16 protein-coding genes are annotated in these 20,442 nt (G+C 61.1%); 10 read left to right on the top strand and 6 right to left on the bottom strand.

Features of this window, described 5'->3' with window-relative positions:
* Positions 1-293 precede the first annotated feature (293 nt).
* Together LT42_RS11435 and xseA are read right to left on the bottom strand one after the other, a co-directional pair.
* Positions 294-1,136, bottom strand: coding sequence for a peptidoglycan DD-metalloendopeptidase family protein (locus tag LT42_RS11435; protein WP_037012468.1), 843 nt, complete (start codon positions 1,134-1,136; stop codon positions 294-296).
* A gap of 3 nt (positions 1,137-1,139) precedes the next feature.
* Complete coding sequence (xseA, locus tag LT42_RS11430) at positions 1,140-2,519, bottom strand: exodeoxyribonuclease VII large subunit (protein WP_037012467.1); 1,380 nt, start codon at positions 2,517-2,519, stop codon at positions 1,140-1,142.
* Positions 2,520-2,655: 136 nt separating this feature from the next.
* Between xseA and LT42_RS11425 the strand changes: the two genes are divergently transcribed.
* From LT42_RS11425 to guaA, 3 genes are all read left to right on the top strand, one after another.
* Positions 2,656-3,204, top strand: coding sequence for a hypothetical protein (locus tag LT42_RS11425; protein ID WP_037013270.1), 549 nt, complete (start codon positions 2,656-2,658; stop codon positions 3,202-3,204).
* Between the two features lie 126 nt (positions 3,205-3,330).
* The gene (guaB, locus tag LT42_RS11420) at positions 3,331-4,800 is read left to right on the top strand and encodes an IMP dehydrogenase (RefSeq protein WP_037012465.1); all 1,470 of its coding nucleotides are present in this window, start codon (positions 3,331-3,333) and stop codon (positions 4,798-4,800) included.
* Positions 4,801-4,944: 144 nt separating this feature from the next.
* Positions 4,945-6,522, top strand: a complete 1,578-nt coding sequence (guaA, locus tag LT42_RS11415) for a glutamine-hydrolyzing GMP synthase (protein WP_037012464.1) — start codon at positions 4,945-4,947, stop codon at positions 6,520-6,522.
* An 87-nt stretch (positions 6,523-6,609) separates the two neighbouring features.
* Here the strand turns inward: guaA and LT42_RS11410 are convergent, their stop codons facing one another.
* On the bottom strand, positions 6,610-9,561 hold the full coding sequence (locus LT42_RS11410; RefSeq protein WP_037012463.1) for a membrane-targeted effector domain-containing toxin: 2,952 nt from the start codon (positions 9,559-9,561) through the stop codon (positions 6,610-6,612).
* 172 nt (positions 9,562-9,733) lie between these two features.
* Between LT42_RS11410 and LT42_RS11405 the strand changes: the two genes are divergently transcribed.
* Both LT42_RS11405 and tadA read left to right on the top strand, forming a co-directional pair.
* On the top strand, positions 9,734-11,107 hold the full coding sequence (locus LT42_RS11405; protein ID WP_037012461.1) for a multicopper oxidase family protein: 1,374 nt from the start codon (positions 9,734-9,736) through the stop codon (positions 11,105-11,107).
* Complete coding sequence (gene tadA, locus LT42_RS11400) at positions 11,107-11,589, top strand: tRNA adenosine(34) deaminase TadA (protein ID WP_037012459.1); 483 nt, start codon at positions 11,107-11,109, stop codon at positions 11,587-11,589. Before LT42_RS11405 ends, tadA begins: the two co-directional genes overlap by 1 nt.
* Positions 11,590-11,595: 6 nt before the next feature.
* Here tadA and mltF read toward each other — a convergent pair whose 3' ends face one another.
* Positions 11,596-13,056: a membrane-bound lytic murein transglycosylase MltF gene (gene mltF / locus LT42_RS11395; RefSeq protein WP_037012457.1), complete on the bottom strand. Its 1,461-nt coding sequence runs from the start codon at positions 13,054-13,056 to the stop codon at positions 11,596-11,598.
* A gap of 212 nt (positions 13,057-13,268) precedes the next feature.
* Between mltF and purL the strand changes: the two genes are divergently transcribed.
* Both purL and LT42_RS11385 read left to right on the top strand, forming a co-directional pair.
* Complete coding sequence (purL, locus tag LT42_RS11390; RefSeq protein WP_037012455.1) at positions 13,269-17,168, top strand: phosphoribosylformylglycinamidine synthase; 3,900 nt, start codon at positions 13,269-13,271, stop codon at positions 17,166-17,168.
* A 5-nt stretch (positions 17,169-17,173) separates the two neighbouring features.
* A complete protein-coding gene (locus LT42_RS11385; RefSeq protein ID WP_037013268.1) occupies positions 17,174-17,485 on the top strand; it encodes a YqfO family protein in 312 nt (103 codons plus the stop codon).
* A 188-nt stretch (positions 17,486-17,673) separates the two neighbouring features.
* Here LT42_RS11385 and LT42_RS11380 read toward each other — a convergent pair whose 3' ends face one another.
* Both LT42_RS11380 and LT42_RS11375 read right to left on the bottom strand, forming a co-directional pair.
* Entirely contained in the window at positions 17,674-18,237 is a 564-nt protein-coding gene (locus LT42_RS11380; RefSeq protein ID WP_037013266.1) for a L,D-transpeptidase family protein, read from the bottom strand.
* Between the two features lie 50 nt (positions 18,238-18,287).
* Complete coding sequence (locus tag LT42_RS11375) at positions 18,288-18,839, bottom strand: NUDIX hydrolase (RefSeq protein WP_037012453.1); 552 nt, start codon at positions 18,837-18,839, stop codon at positions 18,288-18,290.
* Positions 18,840-18,983: 144 nt separating this feature from the next.
* On the opposite strand from LT42_RS11375, the gene LT42_RS11370 reads away from it, so the two are divergent.
* The 3 genes from LT42_RS11370 to LT42_RS11360 are packed head-to-tail and all read left to right on the top strand — an operon-like array spanning position 18,984 to position 20,433.
* Positions 18,984-19,595 (top strand): CoA pyrophosphatase, encoded by a 612-nt coding sequence (locus LT42_RS11370; RefSeq protein WP_037012452.1) that lies wholly within the window; start codon positions 18,984-18,986, stop codon positions 19,593-19,595.
* Between the two features lie 35 nt (positions 19,596-19,630).
* On the top strand, positions 19,631-20,155 hold the full coding sequence (locus LT42_RS11365; protein WP_037012451.1) for a gamma carbonic anhydrase family protein: 525 nt from the start codon (positions 19,631-19,633) through the stop codon (positions 20,153-20,155).
* 50 nt (positions 20,156-20,205) lie between these two features.
* On the top strand, positions 20,206-20,433 hold the full coding sequence (locus LT42_RS11360) for a DUF1289 domain-containing protein (protein WP_037013264.1): 228 nt from the start codon (positions 20,206-20,208) through the stop codon (positions 20,431-20,433).
* Positions 20,434-20,442 lie beyond the last annotated feature (9 nt).

Below are 20,442 nucleotides of genomic sequence, written 5' to 3'. Positions count from 1 at the left end.
GCATCAGAATCAGGGTGTGGGCGGTTTTCATGTCGCCAAACGTAACCAATGGGGTGAAAGCTGGCAAGCGGTTGGAAAAAATTGGTAGTTCCTGTCGTTAAGAAGAATTAGATGAGGGATTATTGCGATATGCGGTCGACTTTCGCGACGTAATTGTCGGTGCTCATTGGCTGGTACAACGCAGCTCATGTAGGAGCGCGCTTGCCCGCGAAACAATCAACCAGACGACACTTTCTCAATATGAATATAAGCAGATTGTTTGAAACTGGCTGCTTCAGGCAGGTGGCTCACCATTACGGCTGAAACGCATTGATGAAGATGGCCGGATCAACCCGCGCATCGTTCAGGCTCACGTTCCAGTGCATATGCGGCCCTGTCGCGCGCCCGGTCGAACCCACGCGTCCTACCACGCCACCGCGCGGCACGGCATCGCCCACCTTCACGTCGATCTTCGACATGTGGCAAAACATGCTGATGAAACCCTGACCGTGGTCAACAAACACGGTATTGCCGTTGAAGAAGTAGTTGCCGACCAGGATCACCTTACCCGCAGCGGGTGACTTGATGGGGGTGCCGGCCGGGACCGCGAAATCCAGCCCCGCATGCGGGTTACGCTCCTCACCGTTAAAGAAGCGGCGAACGCCGAATTTGCTGGACAGCGGCCCGTCGACCGGCTTGTCCAGCAACAGGTTGCTTGGCGTCACGGGGCTAAACGTGCGGTAGGCCCGAACCTGCACATCGAGCTCCTGTTCGATGCGCTTCAGATCGTCCGGATTGGGATTGACCTGGCGCTGGTTCTTCAGCGTGATCCGCTGCTCCGGGTAGTTCTTGCTGGCGACCACAAACGGCAGACTGCGACCGCCACTGCTGACAGCCTGTGAGGTGCCGGGCTTGATGGTCAACGGAATGCCAACGATGGCCAGCCAGCGTGCGTCTGCATCCTTGACTACCAGCACCGGCTTGCCCTGCCACGTGGCTTTCGGCGCTTGTGCTGCCGGGCCCAGGTCGACCACCGCCACGCCGCCTGGCACCGGTTTGTTGAGCAAGCGGGAGATGTAGCTGTCAGCGTGGGCGGGCAGGGCAGCGCAAAAAACCAGGGCAGCAGTGGCCAACGAACGGGATACAAGAGGCAGCATTGATCAATCCAGAAGTGAAAGGGTAACAGGCGTCAGATGATTGTCTTCGACGCGCACTTGCAGCTCGCCGTCCGCCAGTTTCGCGGTCAGACGCTGGCCTTGATGGGTCTGCTCCGCCGCCCGAATGGCTCTGCCCCGTTCATCGAGCAAAATGCTGTAGCCCCGACCAAGGGTGGCCAGCGGGCTGACCACATTCAGGGTCTGCACTTGACTCTGCAGTTGCAAGCGCCGGCTTTTAAGGTTTTCCCTGATGGCACGCGGCAGTCGCTCGGCCAGCACCGCCAGACGCTGACGCAGGAACATCAGCGTGCGCCCTGGGTGTTGCGCGGCCAGCCGGCTTTCCAGATGGCTCATGCGCACCTGACGCTTGTGCATCTGCTGCTCGAACGCCCGACGCATGCGCATGTCCAGGTCATCCAGCCGCTGCGCGCGCTGACGCAGGCGCTCGCCGGGGTGGCGTAGGCGGCGTGAGATGCCGTCCAGACGCAGTTGCTCGCGCATCAGTCGGTCTTGCATGCGGCTGATAAGACGACGTTGCAGGCTGTCGACCCGGCGATGCAAGTCGCTTGAATCCGGGGCCAGCAATTCTGCGGCAGCCGAGGGCGTGGGTGCGCGAACGTCGGCGACGAAGTCACTGATCGAAACATCCGTTTCGTGTCCCACAGCGCTGACGATGGGCGTCACGCAGGCGTCGATGGCGCGGGCGACAGCCTCCTCGTTGAAACACCACAGGTCTTCAAGCGAACCGCCACCGCGCGCGAGAATCAATGCATCGAAACCGCGCCCGTCCGCCAGTTGCAAGGCGCGCACGATCTGGCCGATGGCCTCGCGCCCTTGGACAGCGGTAGGGATCAACGTGAGCTCGACCCGGGGCGCGCGACGCCGAAACACGCTGATGATGTCGCGGATCACCGCACCGGTCGGTGAGCTGATGATGCCGATGCGTTTGGGGTGCAGCGGCAGGGCCACTTTACGTTCGGCGCTGAACAGGCCTTCGGCGTTGAGCTTTTCCTTCAGCGCATCGAAGGCCAGGCGTAGCGCGCCGTCACCGGCAGGCTCGACCGTGTCGAGTATCAGTTGATAGTCACCACGACCCTCGAACAGCGAAACCTTGCCGCGCACCTTGACCGCCAGGCCGTCCTTGAGTGCCTGACGCACCCTCGCCGCGTTGCTGCGAAACAGCGCGCAACGCACCTGGGCGCCGGAGTCCTTGAGGGTGAAGTAAACGTGCCCGGAGGCGGGCCGAGAGAGGTTGGAAATCTCGCCCTCAACCCAGATGCTGGAAAACACATCCTCCAGCAGCACGCGTGCGCGGCCGTTGAGCTGGCTGACAGTCAGGACGTCCCGGTCGAGGCCGAGTCTTGCGAAAGGGTCTTTGATCATGCGGGCATCATAAAGGCATTGGGGCACGGCTCACCAGATGAGATCGTGGGAGGCGCGCCGCCTGGCGGCGATACTTGACGTCACCGACAGCGAGATTAAGCTGCCGCCCCCCGAATACTCGTCAGACAGGCCCTCCATGGACACCCAAAGCATCATTGTCCCGCAAATCTCCAGCTTTCCTGCGCACGAAGCGAAGGCGCGGGCGATCCTGCGCTGGCTGGTGAAGCTGAACGTGGTAGAGGAGTCGCTGACGACTTGCGGTCGCAGCTTCAACCGCATGGCCTACACGGTTGCGCCTGGCGCGCGGCGCGTTGTCGAAAACCCGGATGCACTGCCTTTTGGTCAGCCGGTCAACGGCCTGGAGATCGTCCTCAAGCGCTGCATCTACACGCCGCAGCAAGGCTTTAAAGAGGAAGCAGGCTGCCCGGAATGCCGGCGTGAGATCGGCGAAGCGCTGTTCGACAGCCTCGAAGACTGGATGCCGGGCCACACCGATAACTTCATGTGCCCCGAGTGCCGGCACGAGGACGACATCAACGGGTTTCTGTTCCTTGAGCCGTGCGGGTTCTCGAACCTGGGATTCATCTTCAACAACTGGCTGGATGCGGGTTTCAAAAGCAGTTTTATCGAGGCGTTTGCCGAGCGCATGGACCGTCCGGTGTCCCACGTCAAAGTTAGGATGTAACGATCGCCGCCGTTTTTGGCCGCAGTCATCCGGCTCATTGAGTAAATAGGCTGATCTTTACATTGAGATAGTGCAGGTGTCTGGGTACAATGGCGCGCTTCCATTTTCCCGCTCGGGAGCCCAGCGATGCTGCGTATAAGCCAAGAAGCCCTTACATTCGACGACATTCTCCTTGTGCCCGGTTATTCCGAGGTGCTTCCCAACGAAGTCAGTCTGAAAACCCGACTGACCCGTGGCATCGAACTCAACATCCCCCTCGTTTCCGCCGCTATGGACACCGTCACTGAAGCCCGCCTGGCAATCGCCATGGCTCAGGAAGGTGGCATCGGCATCATCCACAAGAACATGACCGTCGAGCAGCAAGCTGCCGAAGTGCGCAAGGTCAAGAAGTTCGAAGCGGGTGTGGTCAAGGATCCGATCACCATCGAGGCTGACGCCACCGTTCGCGACCTGTTCGAACTGACCCGTCAACATAACATCTCCGGCGTTCCGGTCCTGCACGACGGCGAGCTCGTCGGCATCGTGACCTCTCGCGACGTTCGCTTTGAAACCCGCCTCGATATCCCTGTTCGCGAAGTGATGACGCCCAAAGAGCGTCTGGTCACCGTTCGTGAAGGCGCTGACAAATACGAAGTGCGCGACCTGCTGCACAAACACCGCCTCGAAAAAGTCCTGATCGTCGACGACAAGTTCGCGCTGAAAGGCATGATGACCGTCAAGGACATCGAGAAATCCAAAGCCTGGCCGCTGGCGAGCAAAGACGATCAGGGTCGTCTGCGCGTTGGCGCTGCGGTCGGCACCGGTAAAGACACCGGCGAGCGTGTCAGTGCGCTGGTTGCTGCAGGCGTAGACGTCATCGTCGTCGACACCGCGCACGGCCACTCCAAAGGCGTTATTGACCGCGTTCGCTGGGTCAAGCAAACCTTCCCCGACGTTCAGGTCATTGGCGGCAACATCGCCACCGGCGCCGCTGCACGCGCACTGGTTGAAGCGGGCGCTGACGGCGTCAAGGTCGGCATCGGTCCTGGCTCCATCTGCACCACGCGTATCGTCGCCGGTGTGGGCGTGCCGCAAATCAGCGCCATCGCCAACGTGGCTTCGGCACTCGAAGGCACTGACGTTCCCCTGATCGCCGACGGCGGCATCCGCTTCTCGGGTGACCTGTCCAAAGCCATCGTTGCCGGCGCGTACTGCGTAATGATGGGCTCGATGTTTGCCGGTACCGAAGAAGCACCGGGCGAGATCGAGCTGTTCCAGGGCCGTTCGTACAAGGCCTATCGCGGCATGGGTTCGCTGGGCGCCATGTCCCAGGCCCAGGGCTCGTCTGACCGTTACTTCCAGGACTCGTCCGACGGCGCGGAAAAACTCGTGCCGGAAGGTATCGAAGGCCGCGTTGCGTACAAGGGCTCGCTGACTGCCATCGTTCACCAGTTGATGGGCGGTCTGCGCTCTTCCATGGGGTACACCGGCAGCGCCGACATCCACGAAATGCGTACCAAGCCTGAATTCGTACGCATCACCGGTGCCGGCATGGCCGAGTCTCACGTCCATGACGTGCAGATCACCAAGGAAGCGCCGAACTACCGGGTCGGCTGACGCCTCCTGCGGCAAGTTGATAGTTATTAGCTACAAGCGATCTGTAGCGGCACTGCCTTTCGTGCTGTCGCTACGGATATGCGGCCCCCAACACCTTGCAGCTTGAAGCTTGAGGCTTGAAGCTGCTCTATCTAGAGTCCTCTCATGGCCCTCGACATTCACGCCCACCGCATCCTGATTCTGGACTTCGGTTCCCAGTACACCCAGCTGATCGCCCGCCGCGTTCGCGAAATCGGCGTGTACTGCGAACTGCACCCGTTCGACATGTCGGACGAAGCGATCCGCGAATTCGCGCCGAAAGGCATCATCCTCGCCGGTGGCCCCGAGTCCGTCCACGTCGCCGACAGCCCGCGCGCGCCGCAGGCGGTGTTCGACCTCAATGTGCCGATCTTCGGCATCTGCTATGGCATGCAAACCATGGCCGAACAGCTCGGTGGCCGGGTTGCCGGTTCCGAGTTGCGTGAATTCGGTTATGCCCGTGTCGACATCGTCGGCAAGAGCCGCGTGCTGGATGGCATCGAAGACCACGTCGACGCCGATGGCGTTTTCGGTCTCGACGTGTGGATGAGCCACGGCGACAAAGTCACCGACATCCCTGAAGGCTTCCACGTGCTGGCCAGCACCCCGAGCTGCCCGATCGCCGGCATGGCCGACGACACTCGCGGCTACTACGGCGTGCAGTTTCACCCCGAAGTGACCCACACCAAGCAGGGCGGTCGCATCCTCTCGCGCTTTATCCTCGACATCTGCGGTTGCGAAGCGCTGTGGACCCCGTCGAAGATCGCCGAGGACGCCATCGCCCAGGTTCGCGCACAGGTCGGCACCGACAACGTGCTGCTGGGCTTGTCGGGCGGCGTCGACTCCTCTGTGGTTGCCGCGCTGCTGCACAAAGCCATCGGCGACCAGCTGACCTGCGTCTTCGTCGACAACGGCCTGCTGCGCCTGCACGAAGGCGAGCAAGTCATGGCTATGTTCGCCGAGAACATGGGCGTCAAGGTGATCCGCGCCAACGCCGAGGACCAGTTCCTCAACAACCTGGCCGGCGAAAGCGATCCCGAGAAGAAGCGCAAAATTATCGGGCGCACCTTCATTGACGTTTTTGACGCCGAGTCGAACAAGCTCGACAACATCAAGTACCTGGCCCAAGGCACCATCTACCCCGACGTGATCGAGTCCGCTGGCGCCAAGAGCGGCAAGGCCCACGTCATCAAGTCACACCACAACGTGGGTGGCCTGCCGGAAGAAATGAACCTGAAACTGGTCGAGCCATTGCGCGAACTGTTCAAGGACGAAGTCCGTCGTCTGGGCCTGGAACTGGGCCTGCCGTACGACATGGTCTACCGCCACCCATTCCCGGGCCCGGGCCTGGGCGTGCGCATTCTGGGTGAAGTGAAGAAGGAATACGCCGACCTGCTGCGTCGCGCCGACCACATCTTCATCGAAGAACTGCGCAAAGCCGACTGGTACCACAAAGTCAGCCAGGCATTCGTCGTGTTCCAGCCGGTCAAATCGGTTGGCGTGGTCGGCGACGGTCGCCGCTACGCCTGGGTCGTTGCCCTGCGTGCTGTAGAAACCATCGACTTCATGACCGCACGTTGGGCGCACCTGCCTTACGAGCTGCTGGAAACAGTGAGCGGCCGGATCATCAACGAGATCGAAGGCATATCCCGCGTTACCTATGACGTGTCGAGCAAGCCGCCTGCGACGATTGAGTGGGAATGATCCCGCTTTGATCTAAACCTTCACAGGCTCGGATCTAAAAGCCGAGTGAGACCACCCGCGTCGCACTCGGCTTTTTGCGTTTAAGCCTCAACGCACCAACGTCATCTCCATCAACTCCAACGACAACGACAAATCGCCAAGCGAATCGAACCGGCGCCCACTCACCCGTGGCCATTTTGGCCGATCGATGAAAACCCTCTTGCCCTCGCGTTTGATCTCCGTCCGGACAGCGGCCCCTTCATTGCTGCGGTGTACAAGCGTCAGCCGTTTGCCCTCTGCTTCAACAGTGAACATGCCCGCGTGGGTGAGTTTGTTCTCAAGATCGGGTGCGGGTTTTACCGCTTCGCGAAGGTATTGCAGGCGCAGATCGCTCTTGACGGTGCCTGCAGTGCGGCCCATTGAGTTGGACATCTCGACGCCCGGGTCGGCGGTAATGCCCGCTGACTCGATGGCATGCGCATCTTCAACACGCAAGCCAAAAGCTCCTTCCAGTTCAGCCAGACCGGGCACACCCTTGTAGGTGTTGGCGTGGGAGTTGCCGACCAGTGCTACCCAATTCATCCCGTTGCGCGCGGCGCGGTCTGCGTCGATGACGCCTTTGGCGTAGTAATTCATCATTTTTTGACGGGCTGTTTGCTCCGCATTCGCCATGCCGTCTACGCGATAGCTGGCCATGCAATCAATGGCCCTGATGCGAACATGGTTTTCCCGAGCTGCTTTAAGGACTGCCATAAAGGTGTACTTGCCGGTGGGGTCAGTTCGATGGCCCTTGTCCAGCGCATGGATGTAATCTTCAAGCTCGGGCGACATCTTCCCGCTCCTTGAAAAAGCGTCCAGATCCGCCTGATGAAAGTCAGTCAGCAGGTGCTCCATGTAAAGGGTCCTCACCTTGAGCTTGGTCAGCAGTTGCATGTGTTCGATCAGGAATTGCTTGCTGCCTGCGTCGGCGTGGCTTTCGCCAATGATCAGCCCCGAAGCGCGTTTGAACAGTTGCTTAAGGGTGGTCTTCAACGGAGCGTCGGGCGTCAGTGGTGGCAGCTCTGGACGCAGGGGTAATTCGAACGTGGAGAAGAACGCATCGGCGTCGTCACGGAGCAATCGCCGTATGCGTTTGAAACCCTCATAAGGGTCGCGAGTGGCCAGCCCAAGGCCGCCGTAACGTTCGTCGACGAGTCGGCCTCCGGCCTGTGCGCCCTCCATAAGCGCTGCTCTTTGCGCAGGGGGTATTTCGTAGGGGCTCGGCAAAGTGCCCGGTTGTTGAGCAACGCGGGCGCCACGCACGCCGGAGATTTTCCCCAGCACCTTGCCGCCGCCCTTGAGGGCCGAGACTGCAACAGGCTCCCAGGCACTGGCACTGTTCAGCTTAACGGGCAGGTTACGATAGAAGGAGTAAGGGTTCTCCGGATCAATGATGGCCCATGTTTTGAGTTCGTTGATGTAGCGCACGGCATACGCGAGGTCATCGATCTCGATGAAGGTTTCGCCCTGTTCGGTCTGGTAAATGCCCTTCATGCGGCCTTCCGCGCTGGCAGGTGCAAAGCCATCCAGCAGCATGTTGGTCTCGAAGGCAGCCAGCGTAGCCTGCCGGTCCACAGGCTCTAGCTGTTCAGATTCAGCAGCGGACGACTCGACGAATGCTTCAACCGGCTCAGCCGTTCCCACGTCGGGGGTCGGTTCCGGCTCGAGTGCGGGGGCGGTGACGGGCTCAAGCACACCGCCCTCGGATTCAGCGCTGCCAACCAGGAAGAACGTGCTGTTGAATAGCACATCGATGCCCGCAGTCACCGCGCCGATGACGCCCGACTTGCGCTGAGCCGTGCTCGCGCCGTTCACGGCCTGATCGATATTAAGGCCCATGTCAGCCAGCCCTGCGCCCACTGCCGCCAATGCTATCGGCCAGTCAACGGCAGCCAGTGCGCCTGACAGCTGCGAGATGCTTCGCAAATAGCCGATCCACAGCTGTTTGCGCAAGTCACCATTGGAATGCAGGGCCAGGCCGGCGTCGGCGAACATTCGTGCGCGGATGGAGTCGCGCAGGTGGGTAAACGGATCGCCCGCTAACACTCGGCTGTGCTGATTGATCACGCCAGGCTGCGCCGCGCCCCATGTCGTATAAAGCACGTCGAGACCATGGTAGAGACCGATGTTTTGATCAGCCTCCCCATGGGCCGATAGAGGAAAATGGCCCATAAAGCGCGCGCGTCGCTCGGTGCGGTTGTTCTGCGTCAGCAGCCACCTGTGCAGTTCTTCGGGCGTATCGAACGCATGAAATGCCTGCACCTCGCCGGGGGTGTAGAGAACTTGTCGACCATCGGCGGTTACGATGCGCAGGATGTCGCTGGCTTCATAACCGATGACGTCGAAAGTCCAGACGCTAACGGCGTGGCCGGCCGGCGCGCTCGCTTGTAACGCCCCGAGACTCGCCGGTACGGAGGGGGCGATGTTTGCGGCGTTAAGCACGGAGGCCAGGTCCTCATCGCTCAGCCAACCGGCTTGATGGTCTTGCAGGGCGCTGGCGCAATAGTTGGCCTTGGCCATGGTGCGAAAGTCATTGGCAAAGTCGCGCCAGAACGTGCTGAGTTTTGCATGAAAGCCGGACTTGAAATCGACAGCCCAGAAATCGCGCATGACTTGCGCGGGCAGCAGCCTCACCTCGTTACGATCATCAAACACGTTGGCAGCGGCGCTGGCGGTGTAAAACCCGCTGAGCATCTGCAGGGTGTCGGCGTTGTCCTGATCTTGCGGGTCAAACCGGCTCATGACCAACTGCGGCAGGGTCATGGACTGATAGGGCGCATCGACATGCTGCCAGCCGCTGAACGAGCGCGAGCTGTTAACGGCGGTGTGGAAGCGGTGCCAATACACTGAGTCCGGTTCAATGTCTTGGCCGGTATAGCGCATGAGGATGTCGCGCGCGATGCTGCGTGCCATTTCGCGCATGTCCGGGCAAGCGTCGACAAGACGCTGGCTGATGGCAACGAGGGCGGCGCGATCCTGCGTCGGCCCTTCAGCAGGCGGGGTGTTTGGTGCGGTTGTCATATTCGTCTTCCGTGATGAATGAGGACGACAAGCTTGGCGCGATCAGCGATTCATTTGGTACTAAATATGTATTGCCTGCGCCGTCGCCTTAAATTTCTGTAGGTGCAGGTGTATCGTGTCCGCCCCCTGCATCGTTCCCGAATGCGATCCGTCGTTTGAGGTTTTTCCGTACATGTCTTTCACCCGTCGACAAATACTTGCAGGCCTGGCCGGCCTTGCCGTGGTCGGGCTTGGCGCGGGTGGCGCCTCAAGGTATTGGCTGGGCACACGCGGGCCGGGGGAGGGCCACGATTACGAGCTGATCGCCGCGCCGCTGGACGTCGAGCTGGTTGTCGGGCATCAGACGCCCGCGTGGGCCTTCGGCGGCTCGGCACCAGGTAACGAACTGCGCGTCAGACAAGGCGATTGGCTGCGGGTGCGCTTCATCAATCAGTTGCCTGTTGAGACAACGATTCATTGGCACGGCATCCGACTCCCGCTGGAGATGGACGGCGTTCCCTACGTCTCGCAATTGCCGGTCAAACCGGGCGAGTACTTCGACTATAAATTCCGCGTCCCGGATGCCGGCAGCTATTGGTATCACCCCCACGTCAGCAGCAGTGAGCAACTCGGCCGCGGGCTCGTGGGGCCGCTGATCGTCGAGGAGCGCGAGCCTACCGGTTTTGCCCACGAGCGCGTCGTCAGTCTGAAAAGCTGGCACGTTGACGAGGAGGGCGCGTTTACAGATTTCAGCGTGATTCGCGAGGCGGCGCGCGAGGGGACGGCCGGGCGCCTGTCGACCATTAATGGCGTGCCGCAGGGTGTGATTGAGCTGCCGGCCGGACAGATCACCCGCGTGCGGATCCTCAACCTCGACAACACCGTGACCTACCGCCTAAACCTCCCGGGCGCGGACGCGATGATCTACGCCCTGGACGGCAATCCGGTCAAACCCCGCCCGCTGGGCAAGGATTACTGGCTGGGACCGGGCATGCGGATGTGTCTGGCGATCAAGGCACCTGCAGCCGGTGAGGACCTTGCCCTGCGCAATGGTCCTGTCCGGCTCGGCACATTCCGCTCGGTCGCCAGCAGCGATGCGCCCGGCCAATGGCCACCCGAACTTCCGGCCAACCCTGTCGCCGAGCCTGATCTGGCCAACGCCGAGAAGCTCAACTTCAATTTTGAGTGGGCCGGCTCGGTGTCGGTGAACGTGGACAATGGCAAGCCGCCCAGCTTGTGGCAGATCAACGGACAGGCGTGGGACATCACCGACAAGACCTGCGCCGACCGCCCCATCGCCAGGCTTGAACGGGGCAAGAGCTACATTTTCGAGCTGAGAAACATGACGCAGTATCAGCACCCTATTCATTTGCACGGGATGAGCTTCAAAGTGATCGCTTCCAGTCGCAAAGACGTGATTCCGTATTTCACGGACACCTATCTGCTGGGGCGCAACGAGCGCGCGCGCGTGGCACTGGTGGCTGATAACCCCGGCGTGTGGATGTTTCACTGCCATGTAGTCGATCACATGGAAACCGGTCTCATGGCCGCTATCGAGGTCTCCTGATGCGTCAGCCGACAATCATTGATCGCAGCCGCGATCAGCATTTCATGCAGCAAGCACTGGCATTGGCCGCAGAGGGCGCATTGTTGGGCGAGGTGCCGGTGGGGGCGGTGGTGGTGCAGAACGGAGAAATCGTCGGCCGCGGGTTCAATTGCCCCATTAGCGGCAGCGACCCGAGTGCGCACGCTGAAATGGTCGCCATCCGCGCGGCGGCGCAGGCGGTCAACAATTACCGCCTGCCGGGCAGCACGCTGTATGTGACGCTTGAGCCTTGCAGCATGTGCGCGGGCCTGATCGTCCATTCGCGCATCAGCCGTGTGGTGTACGGCGCGACCGAGCCGAAGGCCGGGGTGGTGCAGAGCCAGGGCCAGTTCTTCACGCAGCCGTTTCTCAACCACCGCGTGCTGTTCGAGGGCGGCGTGCTGGGGGAGGAGTGCGGGACAATGCTGAGCGAGTTTTTCAGGATGCGGCGAGCGAAGGCGTAGCGCTGGTTAGAGCGGCGCTTTCTCTTCCGACGGCTTGGTTTTGTCGACACCCGGCACATGCAACGAGCCCTCGGCGACCTGGCTGCCTTCCATCTGCGGTTGGGTCACCCATGTCAGGATGTCGTAATAACGCCGGATGTTGGCAACGAAACTGACCGGCTCGCCGCCTCGGGCATAGCCGTAGCGGGTTTTGCTGTACCACTTTTTCTGCGACAGCCGCGGCAGCATCTTCTTCACGTCCAGCCACTTGTTCGGGTTGAGCCCCTCGCTTTCAGCCAGCTTGCGCGCGTCGTCCAGGTGGCCTGTACCGATGTTGTAGGACGCCAACGCCAACCACGTGCGATCCGGTTCCTGAATAGAGTCGTCGAGCTGCTCTTTGACGTAGGCGAAATACTTGGCGCCGCCCTGAATGCTTTGTCTGGCATCGAGACGGTTCGACACGCCCATGGCTTGCGCCGTGCTCTGGGTCAGCATCATCAGGCCGCGCACCCCTGTTTTTGAGGTCACGCCCGGCTGCCACAGGGATTCCTGATACCCGATGGCGGCCAGCAGGCGCCAGTCCACCTGTTCGGCCTTGGCAGCGGTCTGAAAGTGCTTCTCGTATTTGGGCAGGCGTTCCTGCAAGTGCTGGGCGAAGGTGTAGGCGCCGACGTAACCGAGAACATCAACGTGACCGTAGTAACGATCCTTGAGTCGCTGCAGCATGCCGTTCTTCTGCATCTTGTCGAGAAAGGTGTTGATCTCGTTCAGGAGGCTATTGTCATCCCCCAGGGCAACGGCCCAGCGCTGATCGCGGCCATCGCCGAGATCGAAGCCGACGCGCACGTTCGGGAAGTACACCTGATTCATGGCCAGTTCGTTGGAGTCCACCAGGGTCAGATCGATCTGGCCTTCGTCCACCATGCGCAACAGGTCCACGACCTCGACCTGATCGGACTCCTCGTAATTGATGCCGGGGTATTTCACCTTCAGCGCCGCCAGTTGCTCGGCATGGCTGCTGCCTTTCAGGACAAGAATGCGCTTGCCGACAAGATCGCCCGGATCGGTGGGACGCGACTGGCCATTGCGGTACACCACTTGTGGCGTCACTTCGAGGTAGGAATGGGAAAAACGCACCTGTTTGGCGCGGTTTTCGCTGCTGACCAGCCCTGCTGCCGCGAGCACCGGGCCGCCGGGCTTGTTCATCTGGTCGAACAGGTCGTCTAGGTTGTCGGCGGTTTCAATTTTCAGTTCGACGCCCAGATCGTCGGCGAAGCGCTTCACCAGTTCGTACTCGAAACCGGTTTCACCGTTGCGGTCCTGAAAATACGTCGCCGGGCTGTTGCGGGTGACGACGCGCAAAACGCCATCCTCCTTGACTCGTTCCAGCGTGGTGGGTTTCTCCACGCACGCGCCGAGCAGCAGGAAGATTCCGGTTGCGATGAGCCACTTGGCACAGCGTGGGCGGAAATCTGATAGGGAAAACATCGGTGCAGTATACGCAAAGGAGCCATACCGCCATATCTCGACAGCGCAGGTTGCGTCTGATAGAGCAGCGGAAATGTTACCTGCCAACGCAGGCAGGCGCCCTGGCCGACATTCGGATGAATGTCCGGCCGTGGTTTCGGGTGCCGACGCTGACCGATTACGCTAGAATGCACGGCCTCAAAGCACACCCCCTTCTCGAGGCTGTCCCGACGATGTTGATCTTGCGTGGTGCTCCCGCCCTTTCCGCCTTCCGCCACCAGAAATTACTTGCGCAGCTGAACGATAAAGTTCCGTCTGTCAGTGGCCTGTACGCTGAATTCGCCCACTTCGCTGAGGTCGATGGTGTCCTGACCGAAGACGAGCAACAAGTGCTTGCGCGCCTGTTGAAGTACGGTCCGAGCGTTCCGGTTCAGGAGCCTGCGGGCCGCCTGTTCCTGGTCCTGCCGCGTTTCGGGACCATCTCGCCATGGTCGAGCAAGGCCACAGACATCGCCCGCAATTGCAGCCTGACCAAGATCCAGCGTCTTGAGCGCGGCATTGCTTTCTATGTGCAGGGCCAGTTCAGCGACGCCGACGCGCAGATGATTGCCGACGCGCTTCACGACCGCATGACCCAGATCGTACTGGGCGCGCTGGAAGAGGCGGCGAGCCTGTTCAGCCATGCCGAGCCGAAACCGCTGACCGCCATCGACGTCTTGGGTGGTGGCCGTGCCGCGCTGGAAAAAGCCAACGTCGAGCTGGGGCTTGCGCTGGCCGAGGACGAAATCGATTACCTGGTGAGCGCGTTCGTCGGCCTCAAGCGTAACCCGCACGACATCGAACTGATGATGTTCGCCCAGGCCAACTCCGAGCACTGCCGCCACAAGATCTTCAACGCCAGTTGGGACATCGACGGCCAGAGCCAGGAAAAAAGCCTGTTCGGCATGATCAAGAACACCTACCAGATGCACAACGAAGGCGTGCTGTCCGCTTACAAGGACAACGCTTCGGTGATCGTCGGCAGCGTCGCCGGGCGCTTCTTCCCGAATCCTGAAACCCGCGAGTACGCTGCGGTTCAGGAGCCGGTGCACATTCTGATGAAGGTCGAAACCCACAACCACCCGACGGCGATCGCGCCGTTCCCCGGTGCATCCACCGGCTCCGGCGGCGAAATTCGCGACGAGGGCGCCACCGGTCGCGGCGCCAAGCCGAAAGCCGGTCTCACCGGTTTCACCGTTTCCAACCTCAACATTCCGGGCTTCGAGCAGCCTTGGGAAAAGCCCTATGGCAAACCCGAGCGCATCGTCACGCCGCTCGACATCATGATTGAAGGCCCGCTGGGTGGCGCGGCGTTCAACAATGAATTCGGTCGTCCGGCCCTGACCGGCTACTTCCGTACCTTCGAGCAGTCCATCAGCACGCCCCATGGCGACGAGGTTCGTGGCTATCACAAGCCGATCATGCTCGCCGGTGGCATGGGTAACATCCGCGAAGGGCACGTGCAGAAGGGCGAAATCACCGTTGGCGCCAAGCTGATCGTGCTGGGCGGCCCGGCGATGCTGATCGGTCTGGGCGGCGGCGCGGCTTCCTCCATGGCCACCGGCACCAGCTCGGCGGATCTGGATTTCGCCTCGGTGCAGCGTGAAAACCCGGAAATGGAACGTCGTTGCCAGGAGGTCATTGACCGCTGCTGGCAGCTGGGCGAAGCCAACCCTATTGCGTTTATCCATGACGTCGGCGCGGGCGGTCTGTCGAATGCCTTCCCGGAGCTGGTCAACGACGGTGGTCGCGGCGGCCGCTTCGAGCTGCGCAACGTGCCCAACGACGAGCCAGGCATGGCGCCGCTGGAAATCTGGAGCAACGAATCCCAGGAACGTTATGTGCTGGCCGTCAGCGCCCCTGACTTCGAGCGTTTCAAGGCCATCTGCGAACGTGAGCGTTGCCCGTTTGCAGTGGTCGGCGAGGCGACTGAAGAGCCGCAACTGACCGTCACCGACAGTCATTTCGGCAACAGCCCGGTTGATATGCCGCTGGAAGTGCTGCTCGGCAAGGCGCCGCGCATGCACCGTTCCGCCGAGCGTGAAGCCGAGTTGGGCGACGACTTCGATCCGAGCGCGCTCGACATCGAAGAAAGCGTCCAGCGCGTTCTGCATCACCCGGCGGTGGCGAGCAAAAGCTTCCTGATTACCATCGGCGATCGCAGCATCACCGGCCTGGTGAATCGCGACCAGATGGTCGGGCCTTGGCAGGTGCCGGTGGCAGACGTGGCCGTGACCGCGACCAGCTTTGACGTGTACACCGGCGAAGCGATGGCGATGGGCGAGCGTACGCCGCTCGCGCTGCTGGATGCGCCTGCATCCGGGCGCATGGCCATTGGCGAGACCCTGACCAACATCGCGGCGTCGAGTATCGGCAAGATCTCCGACATCAAGCTGTCCGCCAACTGGATGTCCGCTGCCGGGCACCCGGGCGAAGACGCGCGCCTGTACGACACCGTCAAGGCCGTTGGTATGGAACTGTGCCCTGAGTTGGGCATTACCATTCCGGTCGGCAAGGACTCGATGTCCATGAAGACCCGCTGGAGCGACGAAGGCACCGAGAAAACCGTGACCTCGCCGCTGTCGTTGATCGTGACCGGTTTCGCCCCGGTCATCGACATCCGCAAAACCTTGACCCCGCAGCTGCGCATGGACAAGGGCCTGACCGATCTGATCCTGATCGACCTGGGCCGTGGCAAGAACCGCATGGGTGCGTCGATTCTTGCCCAGACCCACGGCAAGCTGGGCAGCGTCGCGCCGGACGTCGACGATGCCGAAGACCTCAAAGCCTTCTTTGCGGTCATTCAAGGCCTGAACGCCGATGGCCATCTGCTGGCCTACCACGACCGTTCGGACGGTGGTCTGATGGCCACTGCGCTTGAAATGGCCTTCGCCGGTCACTGCGGGTTGAATCTTGAACTCGGCACCCTGACCGGTACGCCTGAGAAGGTCGCGGCCATTCTGTTCAACGAAGAACTGGGTGCGGTGATTCAGGTTCGTCAGGACGCCACGCCGGTTGTGCTCGCACAGTTCAGTGCTGCGGGTCTGGGCGAGAATTGCGTTGCGGTGATCGGCCAGCCGATCAACAACAGCGAAGTGTCCGTCAGCCTGAAAGGCGAGGGTGTTTTCAAAGGCGACCGCCGCCTGCTCCAGCGTCAGTGGAGCGAGACCAGCTACCAGATCCAGCGTCTGCGCGACAACGCCGAGTGCGCGGATCAGGAGTTCGATGCGCTGTTGGAAGAAGATAATCCGGGTCTGAGCGTGAAGCTGGGCTATGACGTCAATGACGACATCGCTGCGCCCTACATCAAGAAAGGCGTTCGCCCGCAAGTGGCGGTGCTGCGTGAGCAGGGCGTGAATGGCCAGGTCGAGATGGCAGCCGCCTTTGACCGTGCCGGCTTCGCCTCGGTTGACGTGCACATGAGCGACATCCTTGCCGGTCGCGTTGACCTCAATGACTTCAAAGGGCTGGTCGCCTGCGGGGGCTTCTCCTACGGCGACGTACTGGGCGCCGGCGAAGGCTGGGCCAAGTCCGCGCTGTTCAACACCCGTGCACGCGATGCGTTCCAGGGCTTCTTCGCCCGTAGCGACAGTTTTGCGCTGGGTGTGTGCAACGGTTGCCAGATGATGTCCAACCTCAGCGCGCTGATTCCGGGCAGCGAGTTCTGGCCGCATTTCGTGCGCAACCGCTCGGAGCAGTTCGAGGCGCGCGTGGCGATGGTCGAGATCCAGAAATCGGCATCGATCTTCCTGCAAGGGATGGCCGGCTCGCATATGCCGATCGCTATCGCTCACGGTGAAGGGCACGCCGAGTTCAAGTCGCCGGACGCGCTGCTTGAAACCGACCTGTCCGGCACCGTTGCGGTGCGTTTCGTCGACAATCACGGCAAAGTCACTGAAACCTATCCGGCCAACCCGAACGGTTCGCCGCGCGGGATTGCCGGCCTCACCACCCTCGACGGCCGCGTCACCATCATGATGCCGCACCCTGAGCGCGTGTTCCGCGCGGTGAACAACTCCTGGCGCCCGGACGAGTGGACCGAGGACGGTGCGTGGATGCGGATGTTCCGCAACGCGCGCGTCTGGGTGAACTGATCGCGATGTACAAGCTGGCGTTCTTTGTGCCGCCCAGCCATGTGGAGCAGGTCAAAAGCGCGTTGTTCGCCGCCGGTGCGGGGCGAATCGGCGCTTACGACTGCTGCTCATGGCAAGTGCTCGGCCAGGGCCAGTTCCGCCCGCTGGACGGCAGTCAGCCCTTCATCGGGCGAGCCGGCGAGGTCGAGCAGGTTCAGGAATGGAAGGTCGAGCTCGTTGTGGCTGACGAGCTGATCGAGCAGGCGGTTTCTGCGCTTAAACGCAGTCATCCCTATGAAGTACCGGCATACGATGTGTGGAAGCTGGCGGATATCTAGCTTCGCTGTCGTTGTATTGAGCCCTATACCGGTCTGCTTGCCACCGCACAGCTGATCCTCTGTAGGAGCCGGCTTGCTGGCGAACCCGCCAGGCCTTTGACAGCAGTGCTGACGGATACAGCCCGTTCGCCAGCAAGCCGGCTCCTACAGTCGTCTCACCTCAATCTTCAATCCTCAATCCTCAATCCTCAAGGCCGGATTTCGATCATCGTGCCGTCTTTCACCAGATCCCACACCTCACGGATATCGCTGTTGCGCATGGCAATGCAGCCATTGGTCCAGTCCAGCGTGTGGAAGTACCACTCCGGATAGTCCTCGTTGATCGGCGTGCCGTGAATCATGATCATGCTGCCCGGCTTCACGCCTTCGCGGCGTGCGCGTGCGGCGTCAGAAATATTGGGGTAGGAAATATGCAGCGACAGATTGTAGGCGTCGCTGGTCTTGCGCCAGTCCAGCCAGTAAAAGCCTTCCGGTGTGCGCTGATCGCCTTCCTGCAACTTGGGACCTTTGGGCGCTTTGCCCAGGGAAATTCGGTACGTCTTTAACGCCTCCCCACGGCTGATCAGCTGCAGCTGATGCGCGGACTTGAGCACCAATACTTTATCGATGGTGCGGTCGGCGATGTTTTCGGTGTCGATGACCTTGCCGCCAACGAACTTCTGTTCGCTGCCTTTAGGCACGATGGTCTGGGTGAACGCAGCCTGGGACAACGGCACAAACGACAGGCATAAAACAGCAAGCAACCAACGCATGAAAAGGATATCCCTGAAGCCTGCGCGGCAAGCGCGCGCCATCGTGTTGATCAAGTGGTCTTGAGCGGCGGAGTAACAGACAGACAATCGGTGCGCACCTGGAAATCTTGATGCCGCCGGTCGCGGAAAAAACATTCCAGGGTACGTCTGACCGTATTGAACGCCAAGTCAGTCCACGGGATATCCGCTTCGTCGAACAGCTTCACCTCAAGGCTTTCGACGCCTGCGGCGAACTCTGGGCTGGCGAGGTTGGAGCGGTAGAAAATATGCACTTGATTGATGTGCGGCACGTCGATCATGGAATACAGCTGCAAGTCCTCCACCTCGGCGCAGGCCTCTTCCAGGGTTTCACGGCGCGCAGCCTGCTCGACACTTTCGCCGTTTTCCATGAACCCGGCCGGCAGCGTCCAGTAGCCCAGCCGCGGCTCAATGGCCCGACGGCAGAGCAGCACCTTGTCGCCCCAGACCGGTACGACGCCCGCCACGATGTTGGGATTCTGGTAGTGAATGGTGTTGCAGTGCTCACACACGTAACGCGGGCGGCTGTCGCCCTCGGGAATACGCTGAATGACCTTTTCGCCGCAGTTGCTGCAGAATTTCATGATCGGATCGGGTTCCTGAAGTCAGCGGCTATCTTGAGCTGTTGCGCAGGTACACGGCAAGAGGTGTATGGCGTGTCTGGCAACACTTGGGCGCGTCGACGCTTTGGTGCATGATGCCGGGCAGGCAACCGATCGAGAATTCCCATGCTGGATGAGCTTCTTCTCCGTATGAGCAGCCACACGCCGGTGAGGCTGGAGACGGACGCGCGCTTCCCCGAAGCCGCCGTGCTTCTGCCCATTACTCGCAGTGAAGAACCCGAGCTGGTGCTGACCTTGCGTGCCAGCGGGTTGTCGACCCATGGCGGCGAAGTGGCTTTTCCCGGCGGGCGTCGGGACCCCGAAGACCCGGACCTGATTTTTACCGCCCTGCGCGAAGCACAGGAGGAGATCGGCCTGCCGCCCGGATTGGTGGAAGTGGTCGGCCCGCTGAGTCCGCTCATTTCCAAGCACGGCATCAAGGTGACGCCTTACGTCGGCCTTATTCCCGACTTCGTTGAATACACGCCCAATGATGCTGAAATTGCAGCGGTGTTCAGCGTGCCGCTGGAGTTCTTTCGGCAGGACGTTCGCGAACACACCCATCGCATCGACTACCAGGGGCGCAGCTGGTATGTGCCGAGTTACCGGTTCGGCGAGTACAAGATCTGGGGCCTGACCGCGATCATGATCGTCGAGCTGATGAACCTGCTGTTCGACAGCGGCATCAACCTCAACCAGCCGCCCACTCGATCCATCATCCATACGCTGAAATCCTGACCCGCCGCGCCAGGTTTGGCCACAAGGAGCACGTCATGAAGTACCGCCTGGGCGAATCCCGCGTTGATGCCCACCCGACCAGCTGGATCGCGCCCACTGCGACCGTCATCGGCAATGTGCGCTTGCAGGCCAATGCGAGTGTCTGGTTCGGTGCCGTGCTGCGCGGCGATAACGAGCTGATCGACATTGGCGAGAACAGCAATGTGCAGGACGGGACGGTGATGCACACGGACATGGGCTCGCCGCTGACCATTGGCCGCAACGTCACCGTCGGCCACAACGTGATGCTGCATGGCTGCAGCGTGGACGACAACACGCTTATCGGCATCAACTCGGTCATCCTCAACGGGGCAAAGATCGGCAAGCATTGCATCATTGGCGCGAATTCGTTGATCGGCGAAGGCAAAGTCATCCCCGATGGCTCGCTGGTCATGGGGTCGCCCGGTAAAATCGTCCGCGAGCTGACCGAGGCCCAAAAGAAAATGCTCGAAGCCAGCGCCGCCCATTACGTCCACAACGCCCAACGTTATGCGCGTGACCTGGCGCCACAGGAAGACTGATGCCCAGCCCCGACTCCCCGACCTTCGACTCCCCGATCCCAGGTTCCCCAATCGCCGAAACGAGCGCCCATGAAAAGCCGGTCCGCTCGCCGTGCGTAAGCATTTGCTCGCTGGACGATGCGGACGTCTGCACCGGGTGCCAGCGCACCGTGGCCGAGATTACCGGCTGGAGCCGCATGGACAACCCGGCACGCCGCGCCGTGCTCGCGGCCTGTGACGAGCGGGCGAAGGCGGGCGGCATGATGTTTTCGGTGAACGGCGACGCCCGCCGCCGCTGACTCATCCCT

The organism is Pseudomonas lutea, from assembly GCF_000759445.1.
In the GTDB taxonomy this organism is placed as follows: domain Bacteria; phylum Pseudomonadota; class Gammaproteobacteria; order Pseudomonadales; family Pseudomonadaceae; genus Aquipseudomonas; species Aquipseudomonas lutea.
This window is presented reverse-complemented; position numbering and strand designations above follow the sequence as displayed.